Raw genomic sequence first — 26,209 nt, 5'->3', positions numbered from 1 at the left:
GGCGGCATTTGCCTGCCGACGAGCAAAGGAACTCTTGGAAAGGCTTGCATCATGACCGACACATCACAGAGGCCGACCCCGGCACGTGAGCTTGTGCTCAGCCTGCGCGGCATCTCCAAGCAATTCGGCGCCGTCTCGGCGCTGACCGATATCGATCTCGACGTCCATGCCGGCGAAGTCGTTGCCCTTGTCGGCGACAACGGCGCCGGCAAGTCGACGCTGGTCAAGGTTCTGGCGGGTGTGCACCAGCCGACATCCGGAACGATCACCTTCAAGGGCGAGCCCGTTGCGCTTTCGGACCCGGCGACGGCGCTGGGGCTCGGCATCGCCACCGTCTTCCAGGATCTCGCGCTGTGCGAAAACCTGGACGTCGTCGCCAACATCTTTCTCGGCAAGGAACTCAGCCCGATGCGGCTGGACGAGGTGTCAATGGAGATCAAGGCGTGGAAACTGCTCAACGAATTGTCGGCGCGCATCCCCAGCGTGCGCGAACCCATCGCCTCGCTGTCAGGCGGCCAGCGCCAGACGGTGGCAATCGCGCGGTCGCTGCTGCTCGATCCCAAGCTGATCATGCTGGATGAGCCGACCGCCGCGCTGGGCGTCGCCCAGACCGCCGAAGTGCTCGATCTGATCGAACGCGTCCGCGACCGGGGGCTGGGCGTCATCATGATCAGCCACAACATGGAAGACGTCCGCGCCGTCGCCGACCGCATCGTGGTGCTGAGGCTGGGCAAGAACAATGGCATCTTCCATCCCGACGCATCCAACCAGGAACTGGTCAGCGCGATCACCGGCGCCGAGAACAACTCGGTTTCGCGCCGGGCAAGCCGCCGTCAGGCAGGGCTTGCGCAGACGCAGGAGAACCCGTCATGAGCGACAATTCGCAACAAAGCGCGCCGCAGGCGCAGCTTCTCGACCGCGCCGACGTGCGGGTCAAACACGCCGAAGGCATCGGGGGCTCGGTCGGTGCCTTTCTCGATCGGGTCCGTTCGGGCGATCTCGGGTCGCTGCCGGTCATCGTCGGGCTGGCCATCATCTGGACGGTTTTCCAGAGCCTGAACCCAGTGTTCCTGTCGGCCAACAACCTGGTCAACCTTCTGTTCGACTGCTCGACGGTGGGCGTCATCTCGCTCGGCATCGTGTGCGTGCTCATGCTCGGCGAGATCGACCTTTCCGTCGGCTCCGTCAGCGGCCTCGCCTCGGCGCTGGTCGGTGTCTTGTGGGTCAATGAGGGCTGGCCGGTCGGCTTCGCCATCGTCACGGCCATGGCGGCGGGCGCGGTCATCGGCTCGATCTACGCGCTGCTTTTCAACCGTTTCGGCATGCCGAGCTTCGTTTCGACGTTGGCCGGCCTGCTCGCGGTGCTCGGGCTGCAGCTTTATCTGCTGGGCTCGACCGGCTCGATCAACCTGCCTTACGAATCGCCGCTGGTGAATTTCGGCCAGTTGATGGTGATGCCCGACCCGGTCTCGTACGCGCTCGCAGCGATCGCCGGTATCGCCATTTTCGTCACCGGCTACCGCGAAGCCGCGCGGCGGCGCGAGGCGGGCCTTTCAGCGCAATCGACGGCAAGCCTCGTGGTGCGCGCCGTGGTGGTGACCGTCGCCGTGGAGGCGATCGTCTTCTATCTCAACGGCGCCCGCGGCATTCCGTGGATGTTCGGTCTGTTCGTCGGCCTGGTCGTGGCGATGAACTATGCGCTGAAACGCACCAAATGGGGCCGTTCGATGCATGCCGTCGGTGGCAACCGCGAGGCCGCGCGGCGCGCCGGCATCAATGTGCGCTATATCTACACCACCGCCTTCATGCTGTGCTCGATGCTTGCCGCCACCGGCGGCATCCTGGCGGCGGCCCGCCTTGCCTCGTCCAGCCAGCAGGCCGGCACCGGCGATGTCAACCTCAACGCCATCGCGGCGGCGGTGATCGGCGGCACCAGCCTGTTCGGCGGCCGCGGCAGCGCCTATTCGGCCCTGCTTGGCATCATCGTCATCCAGTCGATCGCCAGCGGGCTGACGCTGCTCGATCTGTCGTCATCGCTTCGATACATGATCACCGGCGCCGTGCTGGCGATCGCAGTCATCGTCGACTCGCTGGCGCGCAGATCGCGGGTTTCGCACGGCCGCGCCTGAACCAACTCCCAAGCAAGACCAGCAAGAAGAGGCAGACATGGCTCAGGACCTTATCGGAAAAGTCGCGGCGATCACCGGTGCCGCATCGGGCATCGGCCTCGAATGCGCCAGGCACCTTATCGCGGCGGGCGCGCGTGTCGCGCTGGTCGACCGCGCCGAGGCGGCACTGAAGGACGTCTGCGCGGAACTCGGGCCTCAGGCGATCCCGGTGGTGGTCGACCTGATGGACCCGAAAAGCGTTGCAGGCATGATGCCGCAAATCCTGGAGAAAGCCGGCCGGCTCGACATTTTCCACGCCAATGCCGGTGCTTATGTCGGCGGCGAGGTGCTGAACGGCGATCCCGATGCCTGGGATCGCATGCTGAACCTCAACATTAATGCCGTGTTCCGCTCGGTCCATGCCGTTTTGCCGCATATGGTCGAGCGCAAGAGCGGCGACATCATCGTTACCAGCTCGATCGCCGGGCTGGTGCCAGTGGTGTGGGAGCCGATCTACACCGCCTCGAAACACGCTATCCAGGCCTTCGTGCACACGCTGCGCCGGCAGGTGGCCAAGCATGGGCTGCGGGTCGGCGCGGTGGCGCCCGGCCCGGTGGTGACGGCGCTGATCAGCGATTGGCCGAAGGAAAAGCTCGACGAGGAACTGGCCGCCGGTGGGTTGATGCAGCCGGTGGAGGTGGCCGAGGCGGTGATGTTCATGTTGACCCGTCCGCGCAACATCACCATCCGCGATCTGGTGATCCTGCCGCAGAGCAACGATCTCTGACAGAATAGCCGCCGGCGCGGCAAACGGTGCCGGCGGCACTTTCCAATTCTTTCGTTTCAAGGGTGATCGAATGACCTTAGCGAAGCATTTTCTCGGCATCGATGTCGGTACCGGCAGCGCGCGCGCCGGGGTGTTCGACGCCAAGGGAACGATGCTCGCTTCGGCCAAGCGCGACATCGCCCTCTACCGCGAGGCGGGCGATATCGTCGAACAGTCCAGCAACGACATCTGGCGCGCCGTCGCCGCCAGCGTGCGCGAGGCGGTGGCAAAGGCCGGCGTGGAAGCGGCGTCGATCACGGGCATCGGTTATGACGCCACCTGTTCGCTGGTGGTGCTGGGCGAGGGGGGACTGCCACTTCCCGTCGGGCCGACCGACGAGGCCGAGCGCAACATCATCGTGTGGATGGACCACCGCGCGACCGAACAGGCCGCCCGCATCAACCGGACAGGCGAGGCGGTGCTGAACTATGTCGGCGGCGCCATCTCACCGGAGATGGAGACGCCGAAGCTCTTGTGGTTGGCCGAGCATAAGCCGGAGACCTTTGGCCGCGCCTGGCAGTTCCTGGACCTGACCGATTTCCTGACCTGGAAGTCGACCGGCAGCCTGGCCCGCTCGGTTTGTACCGTCACCTGCAAATGGACCTATCTGGCGCATGAACAGCGCTGGGACGAACACTATTTCCGCACGGTCGGGCTTGGCGCTTTGGCCGACGAAGCATTCCGGCGCATTGGGACCGAAGTGGTGTCGGCTGGTACACCGCTCGGCGCGGGACTGACTGCCGAGGCGGCGCGCGATCTTGGGCTCGTCGAAGGCACGCCGGTGGCTGCCGGCCTGATCGACGCCCACGCCGGCGGCATCGGCACGGTCGGCGCGCGCGGCGGTGCCGGCACCGTGTCGTCGCGCATGGCCTATGTGTTCGGCACCTCGGCCTGCACCATGTCGACCACCACCGAACCGGCTTTCGTCGACGGTGTGTGGGGCCCGTATTTTTCGGCCATGGTGCCGGGCCTGTGGTTGAACGAAGGCGGCCAGTCGGCTGCCGGCGCGGCCATCGATCATCTGGTGCGCATGCATCCCGCCTCGGCGGAGGCCGCGGCCAGGGCTGGTGAGGCCGGTGCCAGCCTCGGCCAGTGGCTGGCGGATGAGGCAGGCAAGCGCGGCGGTATGGAAGCGGTTCCCGGCCTTGTCGGCAAGCTGCACGTCGTACCGGAATTCCTTGGCAACCGCGCGCCCTTCGCCGATCCCGAGGCGCTTGGCCTGATCGCCGGCATCGGCATGGACGACGGCCTGGAAGGGCTGGTCGGCCTCTATCTTGCCGGGGTCTGCGGCCTCGGCTACGGCGCACGCCAGATCGTCGGCGTGCTTGCCGACAAGGGTGTGGCGACCGACACCATCGTGGTCAGCGGCGGCGCCGGCCAGAGCCCGCTGGTGCGGCAGCTTTTGGCCGACACGACCGGGTTGACGGTCGCTGCCTCGACCTCGCCGGAACCGGTGCTGTTGGGCTCGGCCATTCTCGGCGCAGTCGCCGCCGGCCAATTCGCGGATGTGGCTGGGGCGATGGCGGCGATGTCGGAACTTGGGGAAACCTACCCGCCGAATGCCGCCCACGCCGGCTGGCACGCCAAACGGTTCCAGGCGTTTGAACTTCTCCAGAAGGCTGGGCGAGCGATCCGCGACGACGCGTAGGGGGCTTCCGCTTCACAGGAAGAGGCAGGGACCGGACCGTTGATCATTTTTGGGGTGGTTGCCCTAGTGCCGGGCAACCGATGGACTTTTTCCCGACCTCTGGCGTATGACGCAACCGGACTGGAACGCGCGTGATGATCGTGTCGCGTCCTCGACAGACGTCGGCTAGGGGGAACGAGACATGACTGCAGGCAATGGCGGTACGGCAAAGAACGCAGCGACCGAGGGCGCCGGCGGGTTGCCGCTCTTCTATGCGCAGCCGGAGGCGATGAACCCAGGCCGCCACGGTTCCCTCGGCCTTGCCGCGCGAAACGATTTCTCTTTCACCCGTGCCGCGCATGCGCTGCCCGTCGTGACGGCCGAACTGCCGGCGGCGATGCGCTCCTATCCGATCGTCTTTGTTGGACCGGCTCACGCCCCCCTCGTCATCACCGGCCTGAGGCAAGGTGAGAACCTGTTTGTCGGCAAGGACGGCCAGTGGGCGAAACCGCACTACATTCCGGCCTATGTACGGCGCTATCCCTTCATCCTCGCCGACGATGGCGGCCAGGGTAGTGACCGCCTCGCACTTTGTGTCGACCGCGCCAGCGACCGGGTGGTCGAACAGGCCGAAGCGACGGCACGGGGCGACAAGGTCGCGCCGCTTTTTGCCGGCACCGAGGCGGCGGAAGCGACCAAGCAAGCGCTCGCCTTCTGCAATCAGTACCAGATCGACTTCAACGCCACCCGCACCATGGTCGACGGAATTGCCGCGCATGGGCTGTTCGTCGAGCGGCGCAGTACCGTGACACTGGAGACCGGCGAAATCCTCAACCTCACCGATTTCCAGGTGATCGACGAGGATGCCTTCAACAAGCTGAGCGACGAAGCATTCCTCGACCTCAGGCGATCCGGTGCGCTGACGCTGGTCTATTGCCACCTCGCGTCGACCAATAGCTGGAGCTCGCTGATCCACCAGGCCGGGCTGCACAAGGCAAACGGCCAGGGCTGACAGGCCGAACAAGACGCAAAATTTTGCATCGTCGGCGCCCGTCGAGACGGGACTGGATGACGATGCCGCATCGGCCGCTGACTTGTTCCAGCGGGGTGCGCCACCGGAAAATCATGGCTGCAGCGGCATGGCTATCCACAGCCACCGCGGGCAAAACGCGTGCGTAAAACTCGCTTCGCCAAGGTGAAGGAACCTGCCAGAGAGCAGCGTCAAGCCATTCTGGACGCTGGGATTTTGACGCCAAAAATCCACATCAGTGCGCGAATGGGCGCGCCCACAAAAACCCGCAACCCCTTGTGGGTCAAGGATTTTTGCGCCATTTATTGATTGTGACCAGTTGACGCAGCCATGGTTCGCTCATACCCTTAAATCAAATTGATTTATCTTATCCGCCAACAAGAGCGGAAGGGTCAATTCCAACCCAGGGGAACCGAACTATGCGTGCCATCAGAACGAATCCGTCTTCTTTGCGCCCCGCTGTATCGCGGCGGGGTCTGTTTGCCAGCGCGGCCTTCGCCGCACTCTCGATTGCCGCCGGATTGACCGTCGGACCTGCACCCGCCTCCGCGGAAGCCGTCCTCTCCATGCACATCGAGGAGCAGACGAGCTGGGTACAGAACTTCAATCCCTTCGATCTCGGCGGACGTCGCCAGAGCACGATGGATTTCATCTACGAGCCACTGGTCATCTTCAACGACTATGACAGCGGTAAGCCGATCTACCGGCTGGCTACAGGCTACAAATTCTCCGACGACCTGAAGTCGATTACCTACACGCTACGCGACGGCGTCAAATGGTCGGACGGCAAGCCGCTGACCTCGGCCGACATGAAATTCACCCTCGACATGATGTTGAAGAACCCGGCCGTCGACACGGTCGGCGTCGGTGAGACGGTCGCTTCTGTGGAGACGCCATCGCCGACGAAGGTCAAGATCAACCTCAAGGCCGTCGACACCCATTTCCCGGAATCGCTCGCCGATTTCCCGGTGGTGCCCGAGCACATCTGGAAGGACGTTAAGGACCTGCTCGCCTTCAAGAACGAGAAGCCGGTCGGTTCGGGCCCGATGACCGAAATCCGCCGCTTCACGCCGCAGGTCTACGAACAGTGCCGCAACCCCAATTACTGGGACGCCACGTCGCTCAAGGTTGACTGCCTGAAGCTACCGCAGATTTCCGGCAACGACCAGATGCTGGCGTTGCTGCCGGAAGGCTCGATGGACTGGATCGGTTCGTTCCTGCCCCAGATCGACAAGACTTATGTGGCGCTCGATCCGAAGAACAACGGCTATTGGCAGCCGCCGGCCGAGACCGTCGCCTTTCAGATGAATTTCAAGACGACCAATCCCGGCAACGCCGAGGCCTTCGCGGACATCAAGTTCCGCCATGCGTTCTCGCTGGCCATGGACCGCACCTCGATGGTCGACATCGCCGGCTTCGGCTATCCGGTGGTGAACCTGCATGCGTCGGGCCTGCCGCCGCGCTTCGAGTCCTGGCGCAACAAGGCCGCCGAGGGCGAGAAGGATGTGTGGATGGCCTATGACGTCGACAAGGCCAACAAGCTCCTTGACGACGCCGGCTACAAGAAGGGGGCCGACGGTTTCCGCACCACGCCGAGCGGCAAGCCGATCGCCTTCTCCATCGCCGTGCCAAACGGCTGGACCGACTGGATCGATGCCGTGCAGATCGCCACCGAGGGCCTGCGCAAGATCGGCGTGAACGCCTCCGTGGCGACGCCGGAATACGAGCAGTGGCAGAAGCAGATTATCGACGGCACCCTCGATGCGGTCATGAATTCGCGCGCCGACGGCCCGACACCGTTCCGCGGCTACTACCAGTCGCTGTCGACGGCTTTCGCCGGCCGCATCACCAGCGCGCCGTCGCGTTACTCCAACCCAGAACTGGACAAGGTGTTCGACGCCTATCGCAAGGCGACCTCCGACGAAGAGCGCAAGAAGCTGTTCAACGAGGTGCAGACGATCGTCGCCACCGACTTTCCGGTGGTGCCGGTGTTCAATGGCCCGACCTGGTACCAATACTCGACCAAGCGTTTCACCGGCTGGGTGACCAAGGACGAGCCGGCGATGAACCCCGAAGACCATGACAACAACCGGTTGCGGCTGATTCATCTGCTGCGCCTGAAGCCGGTGCAATAAGCGAAGGGAGCGAGACGAGGGGAGAGCGGCAATGCGGATACCTCTTCGACGGCTTGGGGTCTATCTGGCCGCTTTCCTGTTCGCCATCGTGGTCAATTTCACGCTTCCCCGGCTGATGCCGGGGAGCCCTGTCGACGGGATGATCGCGCAGCTTGGGCCGCGCGCCACTCCTGCCGCCATCGAAGCGATCAAGGCACGCTTCGGCGCGGTCGAGCAGCCGATGTGGTTGCAATTCGTCGATTACCTGAAAGGTCTGGCGACCTTCGATCTTGGCGTTTCGGTCAAATATTATCCGCAGACCGTCACCGAAGTACTCGGCCGCTCGGCCGGCTGGACCGCCTTCCTGGTGGTGACGGCGATCGCCTTTTCCCTCTGCGTCGGTGTCTCCCTCGGCGCGGGGGCAGCCTGGAGGCGAGGCGGACGCTTCGACGCGTTCGTCTCGCCCTTTTCCGTGGTGATGATCGCGGTGCCCCCGGTCATCATCGCGCTGGCCACACTGTTCATCTTCGGCGTGACGCTGCGCTGGTTCCCAGTCGGTTACGCCTACGACCCCAGTCTTGATCCTGGCATCAATTTCACTTTCTTCGGTTCGGTGTTCTGGCACGCGATCATGCCCGTTCTGACGCTCTCGCCCTATCTCATCGGCGAATTCCAGACGACGATGCGCTCCTCAATGATCTCGGTGCTGGGCGAGGACTACGTCACCATGGGCCGCGCCAAGGGCTTGAGCGATACGGCGGTAATGTTCGGCTATGCGGCGCGCAACGCCATGCTGCCGGTGATGACCAATCTGGCGCTGATGCTGGGCGCGGTGTTCGGCGGCTCGATCGTCACGGAAATCGTCTTCAACTATCCGGGCCTCGGGCTCACCTTGTTCACCGCCAGTGTGGCACGTGACTACCCAGTTATCCAAGGGCAGCTGCTCCTGATGACCATGGCCACGCTCGGCGCCAATCTCCTGGTCGACATCCTGTACGGCGTGATCGATCCGCGACTGAGAGAGGGGCAGGTATGAGCTCGAACTTCAGGCTGTTCTGGCGCCAGAAGAAGGCGGTCGCCGGTCTTGTAATCGTCGCGACGCTCTGCCTGATGGCGCTGTTTGCGCCGCTCATCGCGCCCGGCGATCCGGCCGCGCGCGTCGGCCGCTCGCACCAGGCGCCGACGGTGGAGCATTATTTCGGCACCACCAAGATGGGCCGGGACGTCTATTCGCAGTTCGTCTGGGGCGCGCGTCCGTCACTGGCTGTCGGCTTCGTGACCGGTCTCGCGATCACCGCGCTCGGCACGGCGATAGGGCTTGTCGCCGGCTATTTCGGCGGCCGCACCGACGCGACGCTGGACCTGATCACCAACGCGGTGCTGGTCATTCCCAACATACCGCTGCTCATCCTGCTCGCTTCCTTCGCCGGAACCGTCGGGCCGTTGGCGATCATGGCGATCATCGCCCTGACCTCGTGGCCGTGGGGCGCGCGCATGACAAGGTCGCAGACACTGGCGCTCAAGAACCGCGAGTTCGTGGTCGCCGCGCACATGGTCGGCGAGCCGCCATGGCGCATCATCTTCGTGGAGATATTGCCCAATCTGGTGCCGCTGATCGGCATCAACATCGTTGGCTCGATCATCTACGCCATCGTTGCGCAGACGACACTTGAATATCTCGGCTTCGGCGACCCGCTCAACGTCACCTGGGGCACCATGCTCTACAACGCGCAGAATTCCTCGGCGATCATCATCGGCGCCTGGTGGGATATCGGCGCGCCGGCGGTCGGCATCGCGCTGGTCGGACTTGGCCTTGCGCTGCTCAATTTCACCTTCGACGAGATCGCCAACCCGCAGCTTCGCTCCGGCCCCGCGCTCAGCCGCTGGCTGCGGCTCACTCGGCTGCGGGCGCGCGAACTGGAGGCCGCCCGGTGAACGCGCCCCTTTTGCAGATACGCGACCTTTCGGTCGGCTATCTTACCGACGACGGCGCCTTTCGCGCGGTCAAGAACGTGTCCTTCGATATCGGTCGCGGCGAACTTTTCGGGCTTGCCGGCGAGTCCGGTTGCGGTAAGAGCACGATTGCCTATGCGATCACGCGCCTGTCGAAGCCGCCGGCCTGGGTGGCGGGCGGCGAGGTGCTGCTTGACGGAGAGGACCTTTTGAGGCTGCCCGAGGCGGCGCTGCAGAAAGTGCGCTGGCGGCGCATCGGCATGGTCTTTCAGAGCGCGATGAATTCGCTCAACCCGCTGATGCGGATCGAGGCGCAGTTCCACGACGTGCTTTCGCGCCACACCGGTGCCAGCAAGGCACAATCTCGGGCGCGCGCCGAGGAGATGTTCAAGCTGGTCGGCATTCCAGCGGCCCGGCTCGACAATTATCCCTATCAGTTCTCCGGCGGCATGCGGCAGCGCATCGTCATCGCGATCTGCCTGGCACTGCAGCCTGAACTCATCATCATGGACGAGCCGACGACGGCGCTCGACGTGGTGGTGCAGCGCGAGATCCTGGAGCAGGTGATCGACCTGCAGCGCAGCCACGGCTTTTCGGTGCTGTTCATCACCCACGATCTGCATCTGATGGCACAGCTCTGCCACCGTATCGGCGTCATGCTGAAGGGCGAGCTGGTCGAGGTCGGCGACGTGCGCCAGGTGAGCCGCGCACCCGTGCACGACTATACGCGCAGGCTGTGGGGCGCGATCCCGCAATTGCCCGGCCACGGAGCCGCCGCATGAACGCGCAACCGACAGTCGACGTCGAAGGCGCGGAGGCGCTGACCGAACCGGTGGTGCGCCTCGATGGCGTCACACGCCATTTCGGCGCGGTGCAGGCGCTGCGCGGCATCTCGCTGTCGCTGAAGGCCGGCAAGGCCTTGGCGCTGGTCGGCGAATCCGGCTGCGGCAAGACCACTTGTGCGCGCATCATCGCCCGCATGGATGAGCCGACCGCCGGCACCATGCATTTCCGCGGACGCGACGTCACCCATCCCGGCGACAAGGCTGGCGAGGCTGCCTATCGCCGCGCTGTGCAGATGGTGTTCCAGGACCCGTTCGCTTCGCTGAACCCGGTCTTTTCCATCCAGCACCATCTGGCCCGGCCGCTGAAACTGCACGGGCACGCGAAAGGCAAGGCGGATGAGGTGCTGCGCGTCGCCGAGCTGCTTGCCTCGGTCGGCCTCGACCCCATGCTGACGGCGCGCAAGTTTCCGCACGAGCTTTCCGGCGGCCAGCGTCAGCGCGTCAACATCGCCCGCGCGCTCGCAGTGCGGCCGGGCGTGTTGGTGGCCGACGAGCCGACCTCGATGCTCGACGTGTCGATCCGGCTGGGTATCCTGGAACTGTTATCCCGCATCAAACGCGAGCGGCGGCTTGCGCTGCTCTACATTACCCACGACATTGCCACCGCGGCGCATGTCGCGGAGGAGGTGATCGTCATGTTCGCCGGCCAGATGGTGGAATGGGGCGGCACGGAAACCGTCATCCGCGATGCGCGGCATCCCTACACAAAGCTTCTGCTCTCGGCGGTGCCCGATCCCGACCGGCCCTTCGTTCCCGGCGACAGCGCGCGTTTCCTTGGTCATGCCGAGGAGGTGCGTCGCATCAGCCGGCCGGCGTCGGATAAGATCGAGCAGATCGGTCCCAACCATTTCATCCGCGTCCCCGACGCTTCATGAACCGAAACGGCAACAAAGCATGGACTATCTCGTCAATCTGAGCACCCTCAAGCCGGAGCCTTCGCTCGACAAGCGCCTGGAGAAGGCCGGCGTGACGATCCGGCGCGCGCTGGCGCCGGAGCTCGAGCTGGTCACTGGGTGGGTGCGGCGGAAATTTCATCCGTGGTGGTCGAGCGAAACGGCGATCGCCATGTCGCGGCAGCCGCCGACCTGTTTCCTTGCCACCCGCGCCGAAAAGCTGGTCGGCTTTTCCTGCCACGAGGCGATTGCGCGTGGTTTCTTCGGGCCGACCGGTGTAGACGAGGAGGCCCGGGGCCTTGGCATCGGCCACGCGCTGCTGCTCGCCTCGCTGTTCGATCTTCGCACCATGGGCTACGGCTATGCCATCATCGGCGATGTCGGTCCGTCGGAATTTTACGAGCGCACGGTGGGTGCCACGATGATCCCCAACTCCGAGCCCGGCGTCTATGCGGGCCTGTTGAAGTCGCCGCCATCTGATGAATAATGCGCCAGCTCGTCAAAGCGACGGGCGGGACGCGAAGCCGGAAGCTTCCACCTTCCTCCATGGGAAGGGTCCGGCCGGCAAGGGAAGCACCAACGCCGAAACCTCCCACGCAACGCTTGCCGATTGAAAGTGCGCCATGACCATTCAGCCGAAATCCGCCTTGCGCCTCAAAACCAACTGGACGCCTGCAACAGACGGTGAAAGCCTCGCCTATTCGCTGACGCTGACCAATCTGTCTTCCAAGCCGATGCAAGGCTTCAAGCTGTGCGTCAGTGGCCCAGCGCGCATCGATCCCGCCGCGGTGGTCGAGGGCGGCAGCCTGACCGCGCGCCTGTCCAACCATTCCGAATTGTCGCCGCCGGCGAGTTTCGTGCTGGAGCCCAATGCATCGTGGACCGTGACGGCTCGCGGGCTTTCCTATCCGCTGCGCCATTGGACGGACGGCGCCAACACTGCCTATGTTGCGCTGGCTGACGGCACGACGCTGCCAGTGGCGGTGGCTCCGACTCAGGCCAAGGGCGACAACGCGCCGCTGAAGCGCGGCGCCGAGATTTATCCCGTGCCGACGGTGGCGCCGGTCCCAGTTGCCATCGTGCCATGGCCGAACAACGTTTCGATATCCGGCCGGGCGCCAGTCCCGATGGGCTTCGCGCTCAAGGCCAAAGGTGCCGAGGCCGAAGCCGCCGCGGCAACCTTCGGCGAACTGGTGGACGGCTTGTTCTCGGTCGAAGGCATCGTGCGCCCGGAGGCAGAGGGCGGCCTGCCGGTGTCGTTGTCGCTTGCCGACGATTTCGGCCCCGAGGCCTATTCCATCCGCTTTGCCGCTGACCGCGTGGTGGTGTCGGGGAGGGCGCGCAACGGCCTGCTCTATGGGTTGATCACCCTTGGCCAGATGCTGCGCGGCGCGCGCCACCATCCCGAAACCTTCTTGTTTCCGGCCGAAGGTGAGATCAGGGATGAGCCGGCGCTCGGCTGGCGCGGCACGCATCTCGACGTGGCCCGGCATTTCTACGGCACGGCCGAGATCAGCCGCTTCCTCAAGATCATGGCCTGGAACAAGCTCAACCGATTCCACTGGCACCTGTCCGACGACGAGGCCTGGCGTATCGAGATTGATGCATATCCGGATCTGACCCGCATCGGCGCCTGGCGAGGCCACGGCCTGCCACTGCCACCCTTGCTCGGCTCCGGTCCGGCGCGCACCGGCGGTTATTACAACAAGGCCTCGGTCCGCGCCGTCGTCGCGCAGGCCGGACGTCTCGGCATCGAGGTGATCCCGGAAATCGACGTCCCCGGCCATTGCTATGCGATGCTGCAGGCGATCCCCGAACTGCGCGATCCCGCCGAACATGGCTTCTACCAGTCCGTGCAAGGGTTCCCCAACAATTGCCTCAACCCGGCGCGTGAAGAAACCTACCAGGTGCTGGAAACCGTCCTGGACGAGGTGATCGAACTGTTTCCGTTCAAGCGCATCCATGTCGGCGCCGACGAGGTGCCGATTGGCGCCTGGTCGGGCTCGCCGGAGGCGCTGGCGAGGCTCACGGAACTGGCCGGCCCGGAGGCTGCTGCCGCCCATGCCAGACGTCTCAACGTCATCACCAATCATCACGGCGCCGACGATATCGACGGCTCGGGTGCGGCGGTGCTGCAAGCGCAGTTTCTCGCCCGTATCCAGAGATTCCTGGCTTCGCGAGGCTGCATAACCGGTGGCTGGGAAGAAGCTGCGCATGGCGATGTCATCGAGAAAGAGAAAAGTTTCCTGAACGGCTGGCGCTCGGTTGAGGTGTCGGCGGCGCTTGCCGGTCGAGGCTACGACATCGTCGTCTGCCCGGGCCAGGTCTATTATCTCGACATGGCCAACAGCCCGGCTTGGTCGGAACCGGGCGCGGCCTGGGCCGGCTGGTCGGAACCGCAGACGCTCTACGAGTTCGATCCAGTCAAGGGATGGACGGACGAGCAGAAGAAACACTTCCTCGGCGTGCAGTGCTGTATCTGGTCAGAACCGATGTCTGACCGCGGCGTGTTCGATCGTCTCGTGTTCCCACGCATCTCGGCATTGGCCGAAACCGGCTGGACCAAGCCGGAGCGCAAATCCTGGGAACGTTTCAAGGCGCTGGCTGGCTTGATGCCCATCCTTTATGGCATTGCCGCGGTAGGGTAGGGGCGCGGCGCCACTATCAGTTGAGGAAACGGGGCGCGATCCCAGCGCGGTGAACTTCCGGCCTTACTGGCGGCTGGGATTTACACTGCTCGAAACCCGAAAAGCCGGGTACCTGGCTTTTCGTCCGCCAAGTGGATCGCCGCTTACCCGAACGGCTTCTGCAGCACGTCGAATTGCGGGTTGGTCTCCGAAAAGATCGGCAGCGCGGCGGCGCCGAGTACCGGCGTGTCCTTGCCGGTGGCGCCCACCATCACGCGCGGCACGCTGCGCGCGAGCGAGGACGAGACCGACAGGTGCAATGGCTCGAGCCGGCTGGCCAGAAGCTCGATGACCGACAGCGGCATGAAGCCGCCAAGCACCACCGTCTCCGGATCGAAGGCCAGTTCGAGCACGTCGATCGCCTGTCGCAGCGGACCGGCCGCCTGGTCGACCCAGGCGAGAAGACGTTCGTCGCCAGCGGCCAGGAGTTGTTCCAGCTGGTCGGGTGATGCGTGGTCGGGGTCCGGCAGTTCCAGGCAATCATAGGCCGCACGCAACGACACATAGCGCTCCAGGCAGCCGCGCTTGCCGCAGAAGCAGCCAAGCCCGTCCGGCTGCACGATCATGTGGCCGATCTCACCGGCATTGTGGCGGCTGCCTTTGTAGAGATGGCCATCAAGGAACAGTCCGGCGCCGAGCCCGGTGCCGATAAACAGATAGACGAAGCTGTTGAGGTTCCTCGCTACGCCGTAGAGGCGTTCGCCGATCGCGGCGGCGGTGGCGTCGTTCTCGAAGGTCACCGGCATGCCGGTCAGCCGCTCCAGTTCGGCGGCCACCGGGAAACCCTGCCAGCCGGGCAGGGCGGTAGGCCCGACCGAGGTCATGCCCTCGACGTCGAAGGGACCGGGCATCGCCATGCCGATGCCGAGCAGGCGCGAGCGGAAGGCGTGGGCGAGTTCTTCGGTCATCGATGCCAGCAGCGGCATTGCTTCGGTCGGGATCGGCCGGTCGACGCCGCGTTCCAGCCTGGCGCGCACCGTGCCGGACAGGTCGGTGACGACGCCAACTGCAAGCTGATGGTCGAGCTGCAAGCCGATCGAATAGCCGCCATTGGGGTCGATGGAATAGGGCACAGCCGGTTGCCCGCGTGCACCTTTCTGCGTGGCTTCGGCGCGTAGCAGGCCGGCGCGTTCGAGCTCGTCGACGATATTGGAAATGGTCTGCGAACTCAAAGCGGTAAGCCGCGCGATCTGCGCGCGCGACAACGCGCCGTTGGTCCTGATCGCCTCGATCACGACGCGGCGATTGTGGGATTTGGCTTGCTCGAGATTGGTACCGGCGACGGGTCTTTTGAGGGTCATGAAAAGTCTCTACGCGACTTCCGCCGATTATGGTCAAAATTATAAGCCAATCAACTTGATTTAATTAATTCGACATGGTGTATTCCCGCCGGGCTGCCTGGGCGCAATGCGTGGGTCAGTCAGCAAATCGGGAGGAATACCATGAACAGGTTTTTCAAGGGCGCGGCCTGCGGGCTGGCGCTCATGGTGCACCAGTCGCTGCCGGCGTCCGCCGCCGATGTGACGCTGAATGCCATCTTCATGAAGCAGGCGGCCTACAGCGAAGACGACACCAAGGCGATGGCCAAGGCCTTCGAGGACGCCAATCCAGGCACGAAGGTCAATCTGGAATTCGTGCCTTACGAGGCGCTGCACGACAAGATCGTCGCCGCCCAGGGCGCCGGCGCTTCGGGCTACGATGTCGTTCTGTTCGACGTGATCTGGCCGGCCGAGTTCGCCACCAAGGGCTTCCTGATGGATGTCACCAGCCGCGTGCAGGCCGCCGACAAGGACAAGATCTTCGACGGCGCGTGGACCACGGTGAATTATGACGGCAAGACCTGGGGCATGCCCTGGATCCTCGACACCAAATATCTCTTCTACAATGAAGACATGCTGAAGCAGGCCGGTATCGCGGCCCCGCCGAAGACCTTCGAGGAGCTGGCTGAGCAGGCCAAGATCATCAAGGACAAGGGCATCGCCAAATATCCGGTCGTGTGGAGCTGGAGCCAGGCCGAAGCGCTGATCTGCGACTACACATCGATGGTTGGCGGCGCCAAGGGTTCCTTCATCAAAGACGGTAAGCTGAACTTCGACACCGGTGGTTCGGTCGAGGCGGTCAGCTACATGAAGAAGACGCTGGACGACGGCATCACCAATCCGAACTCGCGCGAATATCTGGAAGAGGACGTGCGCAAGGTGTTCTCGGCCGGCGAGGCGGCGTTCGCGCTCAACTGGACCTACATGTACAACATGGCCAATGACCCCAAGGAGAGCAAGGTTGCCGGCAAGGTCGGCATCGTCCCGGCTCCCGGCTTCAAGGGCAAGGCCGCGGCCTCGGCCGTCAACGGCTCGATGGGCCTTGGCATCTCGGCCGGTTCCAAGCACGCCGACGAAGCCTGGAAGTTCATCACCTTCATGACCTCGCAGGCGACGCAGAACAAATACGCCAAGCTCAGCTTGCCGATCTGGAAGTCGTCCTATGAGGATGCGGCCGTGACCAAGGGGCAGGAGAAGCTGATCGACGCCGCCAAGGTGTCGCTCGACGTCATGTTCGCCCGGCCGACGACGCCGTCCTATCCCGAGCTGTCGTCGATCCTGCAGAAGAATATCCAGCAGGTGCTGCTCGGCCAGGCTCCGACGGACGATGCCTTGAAGGCGGCGACCAAGGCTGCCGGACGGCTGCGTTAAGCACCGTCCCCAAGGAGCGCAGCCGTCATGGCCCAAGCACAACAGGACCGGACGGCTTGGCTTCTGCTCACGCCCATGATCGCGATCATGGTGCTGGTGACGGCCTTCCCGCTCCTCAATACATTGTGGCTGGCGTTCACCGACGCCAGCCTCACCGGCCAGGGCTATGTGTGGCAGTGGGTCGGGTTCGAGAACTTCGCCTATATCCTCGACGATGCCGATTTCCGCGCCGCCGTCGGCCACACCGCCTATTTCACCGTGTTCTCGGTCTCGGCCGAAGTTGTGCTCGGCGTGCTGGTCGCGCTGCTGCTCAACCAGGAATTCAGGGGGCGGGCCTATGTGCGGGCGCTGCTCATCCTGCCCTGGGCTCTGCCCACCATCGTCAACGCGGTGATGTGGCGGCTGATCTACAACCCCGAATATGGCAGCCTCAACGCGCTACTCACCCAGGTCGGCCTGCTCGATGCCTACAGGTCGTGGCTCGGCGACCCGTCGATGGCGATGAACATGGTCATCCTCGCCGACGTCTGGAAGAACTATCCGCTGATCGCGCTGATCGCGCTGGCCGGTTTGCAGACAGTGCCGAAGGATCTCTACGAGGCCGCCATTATGGATGGCGCCAATGCCTGGATCCGGTTCTGGAAGATCACCATTCCCGGCATCATGGGTTCGCTGACGGTGGCGATGGTGCTGCGCGCCATCGAGGCCTTCAAGGTGTTCGACATCTTCTATGTGATGACGCGCGGCGGGCCGGCCGATTCCACCAAGACGGTGTCGTTCTTCGTCTACCAGGAATCCTTCACCTATCTGCGCGCCGGCAGCGGCGCCGCCTACGCGCTGACCGTGACGACGATGAGCGCGATGATGATTGCAGTCTATGTCGTCATGCTGATCAGGCGGGAGAAACGCTCGTGAGACGCAGCCTCTTTGCCACGGTCATGATCTATGTCGCCGTCGCGGCCTTCGTGGTGTCTGTATTGGCCCCGGTCGCATGGCTGTTCATCATGAGCATCTCGAACGCCAACGACCTCACCACCATCCCGCTGCGCTGGATACCCGCCGAGCCGGACTTCTCGCGTTATGCGCGGCTGTTCTCGCTGGAAGAGGGCTCGGCCGGCCTGGCCTTCCTGTCGGCATTGCGCAATTCCATCGTCGTGGCGGTCAGCGCCACAGTGATCGCGCTCGCTGCCGGCATACCGGCCGCCTATTCCTTCTCGCGCTTTCCCGGCCGCATGCCGCTGCTTTATGCGGTGATCGTCACCTACATGATGCCGCCGGTTGCGCTGATCCTGCCGCTCTACAAGGTGTTTTCCACGCTCGGCCTGCTCAACAACGTCACCTCGCTGATCATCGTCTATTGCACGATCCTGCTGCCCTTCGTGACCTGGCTGATGAAGTCGGGCTTCGACGGCGTGCCGGTGGAGATCGAACAGGCTGCCTCGATCGATGGCGCCAGCCTGTTCCAGATCCTGCGCTACATCACCTTGCCGGTGGCGGCCGCCTCGACGGGCGCGGCGGCACTTTTCGCGCTGCTCCTGGCCTGGGACGAGTTCTTCTACGCGCTGCTCTATACCAGCGACACCCGCGCCAAGACCCTGCCGGTGGCGATCGCCGACTTCGCGGCCGGCCGCGCCACAGACTACGGGCTGATCTCGGCGGTCGGTCTTCTGGCGGCTCTGCCGCCGGTGCTGATCGGCTTCTTCCTGCAGAAATCGCTGCTTTCCGGCCTGTCCGCCGGCAGCGTGAAAGGCTGACCATGACGAGGGGGACAATGGGCGAGGGGACCGGCCTGGCGCGTTTGCAGGCCGAGATGGCAAGGCAGGGCGCGGACGCACTCGCCTCGCTGACGGGAAATGCGGTTGTCGCCGCCGAACTGGCGGCCAGCATTGCCCGTACCGGCAGTCTGGTGCTGGTCGGCATGGGGGCTTCGCACTACGTCAATCGCATCGTCGAGCCGGCATGGCGCAAGGCGGGTGTCGACTGCCGCGCTGAAACAGCCGGCGACATTCTACAGCAGGATTTGCCGGTGCGGCCGCGCACGCTGGTGCTGGTGTCGCAGTCGGGCGAATCCGGCGAAATCCTGCAGCTGCTCGACCGGCTGCCGCACAACAGTGACCTGTTCGGCATGACGCTTGCCCCGCAAAGCACGCTCGGCCGCACGCTGCCTTGCCTCATTGGCGCCGGCGGGCAGGAAGTGGCTTTCGCGGCGACGCGGAGCCTTACCGTCACGCTCGCCCTGCATGCCGCGGCGCTCGCTGTGCACGGGGTGGGCGAAGAAGACCTCGCCGCGATGCTTGCGACACCACCACTGCCCGATGTCGATGCCGCGCTCGCGGCCTTGGCGTCGAAGACGTCGATCATCATCGCCGGGCGCGGCGAACTGCGCGGCCTTGCCGAGGCGAGCGGCCTGATCCTGATGGAACTCGCGCGCATTCCGGCCTTCGGTTTCGAGTTCGGCCAGTTCCGCCACGGTCCGCTGGAAGCATTGGCTCCCGAACTCGGCGTGCTGTTGCTGCGCGGTCCGGGTTCGCTGAGCGCGGGGACGGTGACGCTGGCAAAGGCGGCAGCCGGCGCAGGCAGCCCGCCGGTCATCTTCGATTGCAGCGGCGAGGCTACGATCGACGGTGCGGTGACTGTTTCGTTTCCGCCCCGAGAAGGGCTCGGCGCGGTGGCCGCCATGCTGCCGGCCCTGCAAAAACTCATCATTGCCATAGCCGGCCGGAAGGTGACCGGCGTCGGCGAGCCGGTGCGCTCGACGAAAATTACCGGAATAGACCATGAAGCATGAACGCCCGCAGCCATCGCAACGACCGTCCATCCACGTCATTGGCGGCGTGATGGTCGATCTGATCATGGGGCCGGTGACGCCATGGCCGCGTCCCGGCACGGAAACCTTCGTTGACCATTCCGAGTTGCGCGCCGGCGGCCCGGCCGGCAATACCGGCCTGGCGCTCAAGGCGCTGGGCGTGCCGCACCATATCGTCTGCAATGTCGGCAGCGACATGTTCGGCGAATGGCTGGTCGAGACCTTCGGCGATGCCGCCAGCGCCTGGCCCAGGGTAGCGACGCCGACGGCCTTGTCGGTCGGCGTCGAACATCCCGGCGGCGAGCGGTCCTTCCTGACAACGGCCGGCAATCTCGCGGTTCAGACCCCGCAGAGCATGCTGGCGATGCTGCCGGAAAGAGCGCGTCCCGGTGACATCGCTCTGCTGACCGGTTCCTTCCTCTATCTCGACCTGATCGATGCCTTCGACACGATGCTGGCAGCCGTTTCGGCGCGCGGTTTCGAGGTGGCACTCGACACTGGCTGGCCTTCGGATGGCTGGACGGATACGATCAAGGCGCACACCATGGCCTGCCTCGCCCATTGCGACCATGTGCTGCTCAACGAGATCGAGAGCCTGTCGCTGTCGGGCGAGAAGACGGTGGAGGCCGCGGCCTGCTGGCTTGCCGACCATGCCAAGCCCGGTGCCATCGTCGTCATCAAGCGTGGCGGCGAGGGCGCATCGGCCTGGCGCGACGGTGCGCTCGTGCATGTGCCGGCACCGGCTGTTGCGGTGGTGGACACCACCGGCGCGGGCGACACGTTCAATGCCGGCTATCTTGGCGCCTTGCTGGACGGAGTGCCGCTGGAAGACGCGTTGCGCGCCGGCGTTGCTGTGGCCTCGGCGGCGATCGCATCCTCGCCGCGCCGATACGTCTCGCTGGAAGTCGCGCTGAGCTAGGCTGCGGTCCATGCTTCCCATGGCTGGCGCCTTGACATGGTGGCCAAGCCCGGACTTCTTGGTCGATGCGTGTGGTCATGGTTCGGGCCGGCGCCGACAAGGGGAAGCATGCGAGCGGCTAGGCGGAAAATAGAAGACACTGGTACTATAAATATCGAGCCCATCGACGGCGCCACCGCGCGCCGTGCCGGCTCGAGCGTGCACGCTTCCGTCGCGCACGAAATCGGCCTCAGGATCGTGCGCGGTGACTATCCGCCCGGCACCATCCTACCCAATGAGGCGAAGTGGGCCGAGACGTTCAATGTCAGTCGTTCGGCGGTTCGCGAAGCCATCAAGATGCTGATGGCCAAGAGCCTGCTTGCCTCGCGGCCGAAGGTCGGCAGCCGGGTCGAGCCGCGCGAGCGCTGGAACCTGCTCGACCGCGATGTGCTTGGCTGGTACGCCACTTCGCCCAACCGTGGCCCCTTCCTGCGTACGGTGCAGGAATTCCGCCACCTGATCGAACCGGAGGCGAGCGCCTTTGCCGCCATGCGCCGTACCGACGCGCAGATGGAGGAGATCAGCCGCGCATGCCGCGATATGAAGGATGCAATAACGCTGGAAGAGCGCACGCGCGCCGACACGCGCTTCCATCTCGCCATCCTGCGCGCTTCCGGCAACGATCTGCTGGTGCCGCTCGGAGTGCTGATCGAACAGGCCTTCGACCACCTGTTCGTGCATGTGACGCGAGAGGGGGACGACCTCGAGACCGCGCAGAAACTGCACGAACTGGTCGAGAAGAACATCCGTCTGCAGCGGCCGGATGCCGCGCGCGCCGCAGTGCGCAAGCTGCTCGCCAACACCGACAAGGTGGTGGGCCGCGAGCCCGAATGACCTTCCAACGGACAGACTCGACCTAGAATGACGACGAAGCCGCAGCGCCCGAACGTGCTCTTCATTTGCGCCGACCAGTGGCGTGGCGACTGCCTGTCGGCGCTAGGCCATCCTAATGTGCGCACGCCGAACCTCGATGCGCTCGCCGCCGACGGCGTATTGTTTCGCCAGCATTTCGGCCAGTGCACGCCGTGCGGGCCGTCGCGCACCAGCCTCCTGACCGGCCTTTATCTGATGAACCACCGCTCCGGCCGCAACGGCACGCCGCTCGATGCGCGGCACAGCAACATCGCGCTGGAGGCGCGCAAGGCGGGCTACGAGCCGGCCCTGTTCGGCTATACCGACACCAGCCTCGATCCGCGCGGGCGCCACCCCAACGATCCGGCGCTGACCGGCTACGACAAGGGCGTGATGCCGGGTTTCGTGACACCGCTGCATCTGCCCGACGACATGGCACCGTGGGTGGCTGATCTCGTGGCGCGCGGCTACCGGCTGCCGCACGGCCGCGGCGATGTTTTCCGGCCGCGACCGGACTTCGAGAAGCCGGCGGATCGCGGCTTTCGTTACATCCCCACCATCTTCCCGGCCGAACAGAGCGAGACGGCCTATCTTGCTGACCGTTTCCTGGAATGGCTGGCGGTGCGCGACGAAAAACCGTGGTTCGCGCATCTGGTCTTCTACCGGCCGCATCCACCGTTGATCGCGCCGGAACCCTACAATCGAATTGTCGATCCCGCCGACGTGACGCTGCCTGCGCGGGCGGCAAGCCTAACGCAGGAAAAGCGCCAGCATCCGCTGCTTGCCTATGAGCTCGACAGGCTGAGCGAACCCGGCCTTTATGACGAGCACAGCCCGCTTGATCCGGTCTCTGCGGAGGAATTGGAAATCCGCCAGATGCGAGCGACCTATTACGGGCTCATCGCCGAGGTCGACCACCATATCGGCCGCATCGTCGCGCATCTGAAACGGACCGGCGAATATGACCGCACGCTGATCATCGTCACCAGCGACCATGCGGAGATGCTGGGCGAGCACCATGCCTGGGGCAAGGAGATCTATTTCGACGGCGCCTTCCACCTGCCGCTGGTGATCCGCGACCCTCGTGCCGAGGCCGATGCGGGCCGTGGATCGACCGTAGATGCGCTGACCGAGGCCGTTGACATCATGCCGACCATCCTCGATTGGCTGGGGCTCGAAAAGCCGCGGGCCTGCGACGGCCGTTCGCTGATGCCGCTGTTGCATGGCGCCACGCCAACCGATTGGCGCGACGCCGTGTTCTTCGAGCACGACTTCCGCACCGTGGCGACGCAGAAGGTGGAAATGGCACTCGGCATCGCCTCCGACCAGTGCAGCTATGCGGTGGTGCGCGACCGGCACTACAAGTATGTGCATTTCGCGGCCCTACCGCCACTGCTGTTCGATCTGGCTCAAGACCCGCATGAGATGACGAACCTGGCCGACCGACCCGAAATGGCGCCGATCGTTCTGCGCTATGCACAGAAGATGCTCGACTGGCGGCTGACCCATGCCGAGCGCACGCTGACCAACATGGTGCTGACCGAGGGCGGTGTCGTTTCCCTTCCTTGAAGTGCGTTGCCCGATATCTGGTATCATTTCTTGGGCCAGATTGGTGCTGCCGGGCGAGTGCGGAAAGGCGCATGAGTTCCGAGCCTACCGCAAGGAGCCCGGGCCCAGACATGAACCAGCATCCCGTCCGGCCGGTGGACGCGGCCTCCGTCATCGATGGCCGCAAGGCTTGGATACGCCTCGCCATCTCGGTGGCGCTTGGCACGATCGGCGCGGTCGGCATGTGGGCGGTGGTGGTGGTGTTGCCAGCGGTGCAGGCCGAATTCGGCGTCGACCGTGCCGATGCTTCGTTGCCCTATACGGCGACAATGATCGGTTTTGCCGCCGGCAACGTGCTGGTCGGCCGGGCCGTCGACCGCATGGGTTACTGGCTGCCGGCGCTCTTGTCGGCGCTGACCCTTGGCGCCGGCATGGTGCTGGCATCCTTTGCCGGCTCGATCCTGCAATTCACGCTGGCGCAGGGCATCCTCGTCGGCTTCGGCACGGCGGCGATCTTCGGTCCGCTGGTTGCAGACATCTCGCATTGGTTCAACCGGCGCCGTGGCGTGGCCGTCGCCTTTGCCGCCTGCGGCAACTATCTGGCGGGCGCCCTGTGGCCGGTGGTGATACCGCCGCTGATGCATGCCGAAGGCTGGCGCACCACTTATCTCGGCATCGGCATATTCTGCGTCGTCACCTTGGTGCCGCTGACGCTGATGCTGCGCGAAGGCGCCCCGCGCGAGGCGGCTGCCAACACCCCCGGCGGGCGGCGCGTGCAGCCGATCCCACTGTCGCCGGCGACGCTGCAAGGCCTGCTCATCGTTGCCGGTTTCGGCTGCTGCATGGCCATGGCGATGCCGCAGGTGCATATCGTCGCCTATTGCATGGACCTCGGCTATGGCGTGGCGCGCGGCGCCGAGATGCTGTCGATCATGCTCGCCGGCGGCGTGGTCAGCCGCATCGCCTCGGGTTTCGTCGCCGACCGCATCGGCGGCGTGAAGACGCTGCTGATCGGCTCGGCGCTGCAGTGCCTGGCGCTGCTGTTCTACATCCCCTTCGACGGGCTGGCCTCGCTCTACATCGTCTCACTGGTCTTCGGCCTGTCGCAGGGCGGCATCGTGCCGTGCTACGCCATCATCGTGCGCGAATATATGCCGGCGGCCGAAGCCGGCCAACGCGTCGGCCTGGTGATGATGGCAACGATCTTCGGCATGGCGGCGGGCGGCTGGATGTCGGGCTGGATCTATGACCTCTACGGCTCTTACAGCGCTGCCTTCCTGAACGGCATCGCCTGGAACCTGGTCAATCTCGCGGCGATGCTGCTGTTGCTGTGGTTGGTGGGACGGGTGAAGGCGGCGACCGTGTGACGCTCATCGCGGCGGGGAGCCGGTAACTCGTTCCACCGCAGGCCGTTTCGAACAGGGTGGAACGTGAGCTAGTTGGACTGCGTCGACAGTTCCGCCGGATAATCGTCATTGTCGGCGTCGCGCATGGCGGCCAGGCTGCGGTTGTCGAGCACGTCGGCGATGGCCTGACGCACTTCCAGCATCATATGGCGCACTTCGCAGGTCGCCTCGTTGCAGTCCTCGCAGCGCTGATACTGCGTGCGACTGGCGCAAGGGATCGGCGCCAGCGGCCCGTCGAGCACGCGCACAACATGACCGATCTTGATCTCGGCGGCGGGCCTGGCCAGCCGATAGCCGCCATCCTTGCCCTTGCGGCTCTGCACGAAGCCGGCATTGCGCAGTTCGCCGAGGATGGCGTCGAGGAATTTCTTCGGGATGTTGTTGGCAACGGCGATGTCGTTGACGAAGGCCAGTTGCCCGACCGGCATGCGCGACAGATGCACGAGAGCCTTGAGCCCGTATTTGCCTTTTTTGGTGAGCATGCCCGACACTGCTTGATCCGCGATCCGACCAGCCATTTGCCGGCTGTTTGTGCGCAAATCATGGCAGGATCGGCAGCCTGAACGCGCATTGGGAGAATAGAGTTCAGTGTTTTGATATACAATAAGAAGAGCGTTGATTTTTCGTGACTTTTCGAAATCTTCGAGTGAATTGGTCGACCCCGCGGCCATAAATGAAAAAGCCGGCTTGCGCCGGCTTTTTGCGTGGAGCGTCGTGCCGCCTCAGCGGTTGCCGTAGATCTGGTCGAGCAGCGCGCCTTCGCCGAAGTGGTCTTTCTGGACCTTCGCCCAGCCGCCGAATACGTCCTCGACGGTGACGAGGCGCACGGCGGGGAACTTGTCCTTGAACTCGGCCGCGACCTTTTCGTCACGCACGCGCACGCCGTTCTCGGCCTCGATCTTCTGGCCTTCGGGAGTGTAGAGGAAGTCGAGATAGGTCTTGGCCAGGTCGCGGGTGCCGTGCTCGTCGGCAACCTTGTCGACGATGGCAACCGGGAACTCGGCCAAAAGGCTGACCGACGGTGTCACCTGCTGGTATTTGTCGGCACCATATTCGCGGGCAATGCCCTGGGTTTCGGACTCGAAGGTGATCAGCACATCGCCGATGCCGCGTTCAGCGAAGGTGGTGGTGGCGGCGCGGCCACCGGTGTCGAACACCGGCACGTTGTTGAAGATCTTGGTGAGGAACTCCTTCACCTTGGCTTCGTCGCCATTAAACTTCTCTTTGGCGTAGGCCGCCGCCGCCAGATAGGTGTAGCGTGCATTGCCCGAGGTCTTGGGGTTCGGGAAGATCACCTGAACGCCTTCGCGGGCGAGATCATCCCAATCCTTGATGTTCTTCGGATTGCCGGCCCTGACCAGGAAAGAGGGCAGTGAATAGAAGGGCGAGGCGTTGTTGGCGAAATCTTTCTGCCAGTCGGCCGAGACAAAACCCTGCTTGACCAGGAAATCGACGTCCGGAACCTGGTTGAAGGTCACCACGTCGGCGCCGAGGCCTTCGACGATGGAGCGCGCCAGCTTCGAGGTGCCGGCGTGCGACTGGTCGATGGTGGTGCCCGGATGCTTTTCGACGAAGGCCTTGTTGATCTGCACGAACAGTTCGCGGCCAACGTCATAGGAAGCGTTGAGCAGCTTGTCGGCGGCCAAAGCGGGCGCGGCAGCGAGGATCAGACCGGCCAGGGCGGCACCGGCAAGCAAAAGGCGTCTCATGAAAAGGCTCCGTTCAAAAAAACATCAGGAGCCTCGCACCATAAAGCCCGCGCCGCGCAACACGAGGCATGCGGGCTTCAACAGCCGTCGTGGAATTGGAAAAACCGTCTCCCGGATCGACAATTCCGGGTCGTTCATTCCATGATTGGCCGGAAAA

General features: G+C 64.3%; 24 protein-coding genes. 21 read left to right on the top strand and 3 right to left on the bottom strand.

Going from position 1 to position 26,209, the window contains the following annotated elements:
- Positions 1 to 51: 51 nt before the first annotated feature.
- The 13 genes from AB4136_RS19095 (at position 52) to AB4136_RS19035 (ending at position 14,044) form a co-directional block, all read left to right on the top strand.
- Positions 52 to 873, top strand: a complete 822-nt coding sequence (locus tag AB4136_RS19095) for an ATP-binding cassette domain-containing protein (RefSeq protein ID WP_024923552.1) — start codon at positions 52 to 54, stop codon at positions 871 to 873.
- Positions 870 to 2,129 carry a sugar ABC transporter permease gene (locus tag AB4136_RS19090; protein WP_024923551.1) on the top strand — a complete coding sequence of 420 codons (1,260 nt, stop codon included), beginning with the start codon at positions 870 to 872 and terminating at the stop codon, positions 2,127 to 2,129. The genes AB4136_RS19095 and AB4136_RS19090 overlap by 4 nt, the downstream gene beginning before the upstream one ends.
- 37 nt (positions 2,130 to 2,166) lie before the next feature.
- On the top strand, positions 2,167 to 2,895 hold the full coding sequence (locus tag AB4136_RS19085; RefSeq protein ID WP_024923550.1) for an SDR family oxidoreductase: 729 nt from the start codon (positions 2,167 to 2,169) through the stop codon (positions 2,893 to 2,895).
- Between the two features lie 70 nt (positions 2,896 to 2,965).
- On the top strand, positions 2,966 to 4,582 hold the full coding sequence (locus AB4136_RS19080; RefSeq protein ID WP_024923549.1) for an FGGY-family carbohydrate kinase: 1,617 nt from the start codon (positions 2,966 to 2,968) through the stop codon (positions 4,580 to 4,582).
- A 181-nt stretch (positions 4,583 to 4,763) separates the two neighbouring features.
- Positions 4,764 to 5,573 carry a SapC family protein gene (locus tag AB4136_RS19075; RefSeq protein WP_024923548.1) on the top strand — a complete coding sequence of 270 codons (810 nt, stop codon included), beginning with the start codon at positions 4,764 to 4,766 and terminating at the stop codon, positions 5,571 to 5,573.
- A 159-nt stretch (positions 5,574 to 5,732) separates the two neighbouring features.
- Entirely contained in the window at positions 5,733 to 5,900 is a 168-nt protein-coding gene (locus AB4136_RS19070; RefSeq protein ID WP_171020951.1) for a hypothetical protein, read from the top strand.
- A gap of 119 nt (positions 5,901 to 6,019) precedes the next feature.
- Positions 6,020 to 7,726 carry an ABC transporter substrate-binding protein gene (locus tag AB4136_RS19065; protein ID WP_024923547.1) on the top strand — a complete coding sequence of 569 codons (1,707 nt, stop codon included), beginning with the start codon at positions 6,020 to 6,022 and terminating at the stop codon, positions 7,724 to 7,726.
- A 31-nt stretch (positions 7,727 to 7,757) separates the two neighbouring features.
- Positions 7,758 to 8,741, top strand: a complete 984-nt coding sequence (locus AB4136_RS19060; RefSeq protein ID WP_024923546.1) for an ABC transporter permease — start codon at positions 7,758 to 7,760, stop codon at positions 8,739 to 8,741.
- Complete coding sequence (locus AB4136_RS19055) at positions 8,738 to 9,640, top strand: ABC transporter permease (protein ID WP_024923545.1); 903 nt, start codon at positions 8,738 to 8,740, stop codon at positions 9,638 to 9,640. Before AB4136_RS19060 ends, AB4136_RS19055 begins: the two co-directional genes overlap by 4 nt.
- Positions 9,637 to 10,440, top strand: a complete 804-nt coding sequence (locus AB4136_RS19050; RefSeq protein ID WP_024923544.1) for an ABC transporter ATP-binding protein — start codon at positions 9,637 to 9,639, stop codon at positions 10,438 to 10,440. The genes AB4136_RS19055 and AB4136_RS19050 overlap by 4 nt, the downstream gene beginning before the upstream one ends.
- Complete coding sequence (locus AB4136_RS19045) at positions 10,437 to 11,378, top strand: ABC transporter ATP-binding protein (protein WP_024923543.1); 942 nt, start codon at positions 10,437 to 10,439, stop codon at positions 11,376 to 11,378. The genes AB4136_RS19050 and AB4136_RS19045 overlap by 4 nt, the downstream gene beginning before the upstream one ends.
- 19 nt (positions 11,379 to 11,397) lie before the next feature.
- Positions 11,398 to 11,883: a GNAT family N-acetyltransferase gene (locus tag AB4136_RS19040; protein WP_024923542.1), complete on the top strand. Its 486-nt coding sequence runs from the start codon at positions 11,398 to 11,400 to the stop codon at positions 11,881 to 11,883.
- Positions 11,884 to 12,019: 136 nt separating this feature from the next.
- Positions 12,020 to 14,044: a beta-N-acetylhexosaminidase gene (locus tag AB4136_RS19035; protein ID WP_024923541.1), complete on the top strand. Its 2,025-nt coding sequence runs from the start codon at positions 12,020 to 12,022 to the stop codon at positions 14,042 to 14,044.
- A gap of 143 nt (positions 14,045 to 14,187) precedes the next feature.
- Here AB4136_RS19035 and AB4136_RS19030 read toward each other — a convergent pair whose 3' ends face one another.
- The gene (locus AB4136_RS19030) at positions 14,188 to 15,384 is read right to left on the bottom strand and encodes an ROK family transcriptional regulator (protein WP_024923540.1); all 1,197 of its coding nucleotides are present in this window, start codon (positions 15,382 to 15,384) and stop codon (positions 14,188 to 14,190) included.
- Positions 15,385 to 15,525: 141 nt separating this feature from the next.
- Between AB4136_RS19030 and AB4136_RS19025 the strand changes: the two genes are divergently transcribed.
- From AB4136_RS19025 to AB4136_RS18990, 8 genes are all read left to right on the top strand, one after another.
- Complete coding sequence (locus tag AB4136_RS19025) at positions 15,526 to 16,773, top strand: extracellular solute-binding protein (RefSeq protein ID WP_024923539.1); 1,248 nt, start codon at positions 15,526 to 15,528, stop codon at positions 16,771 to 16,773.
- A 27-nt stretch (positions 16,774 to 16,800) separates the two neighbouring features.
- Positions 16,801 to 17,688 carry a carbohydrate ABC transporter permease gene (locus AB4136_RS19020; protein ID WP_024923538.1) on the top strand — a complete coding sequence of 296 codons (888 nt, stop codon included), beginning with the start codon at positions 16,801 to 16,803 and terminating at the stop codon, positions 17,686 to 17,688.
- A gap of 23 nt (positions 17,689 to 17,711) precedes the next feature.
- Positions 17,712 to 18,527, top strand: a complete 816-nt coding sequence (locus tag AB4136_RS19015; RefSeq protein WP_036254277.1) for a carbohydrate ABC transporter permease — start codon at positions 17,712 to 17,714, stop codon at positions 18,525 to 18,527.
- 2 nt (positions 18,528 to 18,529) lie between these two features.
- A complete protein-coding gene (locus tag AB4136_RS19010; RefSeq protein WP_137900835.1) occupies positions 18,530 to 19,561 on the top strand; it encodes an SIS domain-containing protein in 1,032 nt (343 codons plus the stop codon).
- Positions 19,551 to 20,498 (top strand): carbohydrate kinase family protein, encoded by a 948-nt coding sequence (locus AB4136_RS19005; protein WP_024923535.1) that lies wholly within the window; start codon positions 19,551 to 19,553, stop codon positions 20,496 to 20,498. Before AB4136_RS19010 ends, AB4136_RS19005 begins: the two co-directional genes overlap by 11 nt.
- 108 nt (positions 20,499 to 20,606) lie before the next feature.
- Positions 20,607 to 21,371, top strand: a complete 765-nt coding sequence (locus AB4136_RS19000) for a FadR/GntR family transcriptional regulator (RefSeq protein ID WP_024923534.1) — start codon at positions 20,607 to 20,609, stop codon at positions 21,369 to 21,371.
- Between the two features lie 27 nt (positions 21,372 to 21,398).
- A complete protein-coding gene (locus tag AB4136_RS18995; RefSeq protein ID WP_024923533.1) occupies positions 21,399 to 22,958 on the top strand; it encodes an alkaline phosphatase family protein in 1,560 nt (519 codons plus the stop codon).
- A gap of 110 nt (positions 22,959 to 23,068) precedes the next feature.
- Complete coding sequence (locus AB4136_RS18990; protein ID WP_137900834.1) at positions 23,069 to 24,304, top strand: MFS transporter; 1,236 nt, start codon at positions 23,069 to 23,071, stop codon at positions 24,302 to 24,304.
- A gap of 68 nt (positions 24,305 to 24,372) precedes the next feature.
- Here the strand turns inward: AB4136_RS18990 and AB4136_RS18985 are convergent, their stop codons facing one another.
- Together AB4136_RS18985 and AB4136_RS18980 are read right to left on the bottom strand one after the other, a co-directional pair.
- Entirely contained in the window at positions 24,373 to 24,825 is a 453-nt protein-coding gene (locus tag AB4136_RS18985; RefSeq protein WP_024923531.1) for an RrF2 family transcriptional regulator, read from the bottom strand.
- Positions 24,826 to 25,065: 240 nt separating this feature from the next.
- Positions 25,066 to 26,052, bottom strand: a complete 987-nt coding sequence (locus AB4136_RS18980; RefSeq protein WP_024923530.1) for a sulfate ABC transporter substrate-binding protein — start codon at positions 26,050 to 26,052, stop codon at positions 25,066 to 25,068.
- Between the last annotated feature and the right edge of the window lie 157 nt (positions 26,053 to 26,209).

This window comes from Mesorhizobium sp. 2RAF21 (assembly GCF_052115345.1).
GTDB lineage: Bacteria > Pseudomonadota > Alphaproteobacteria > Rhizobiales > Rhizobiaceae > Mesorhizobium > Mesorhizobium terrae.
The sequence above is the reverse complement of the archived record's forward strand: the minus strand, read 5'-3'. Positions and strand labels throughout refer to the sequence as shown.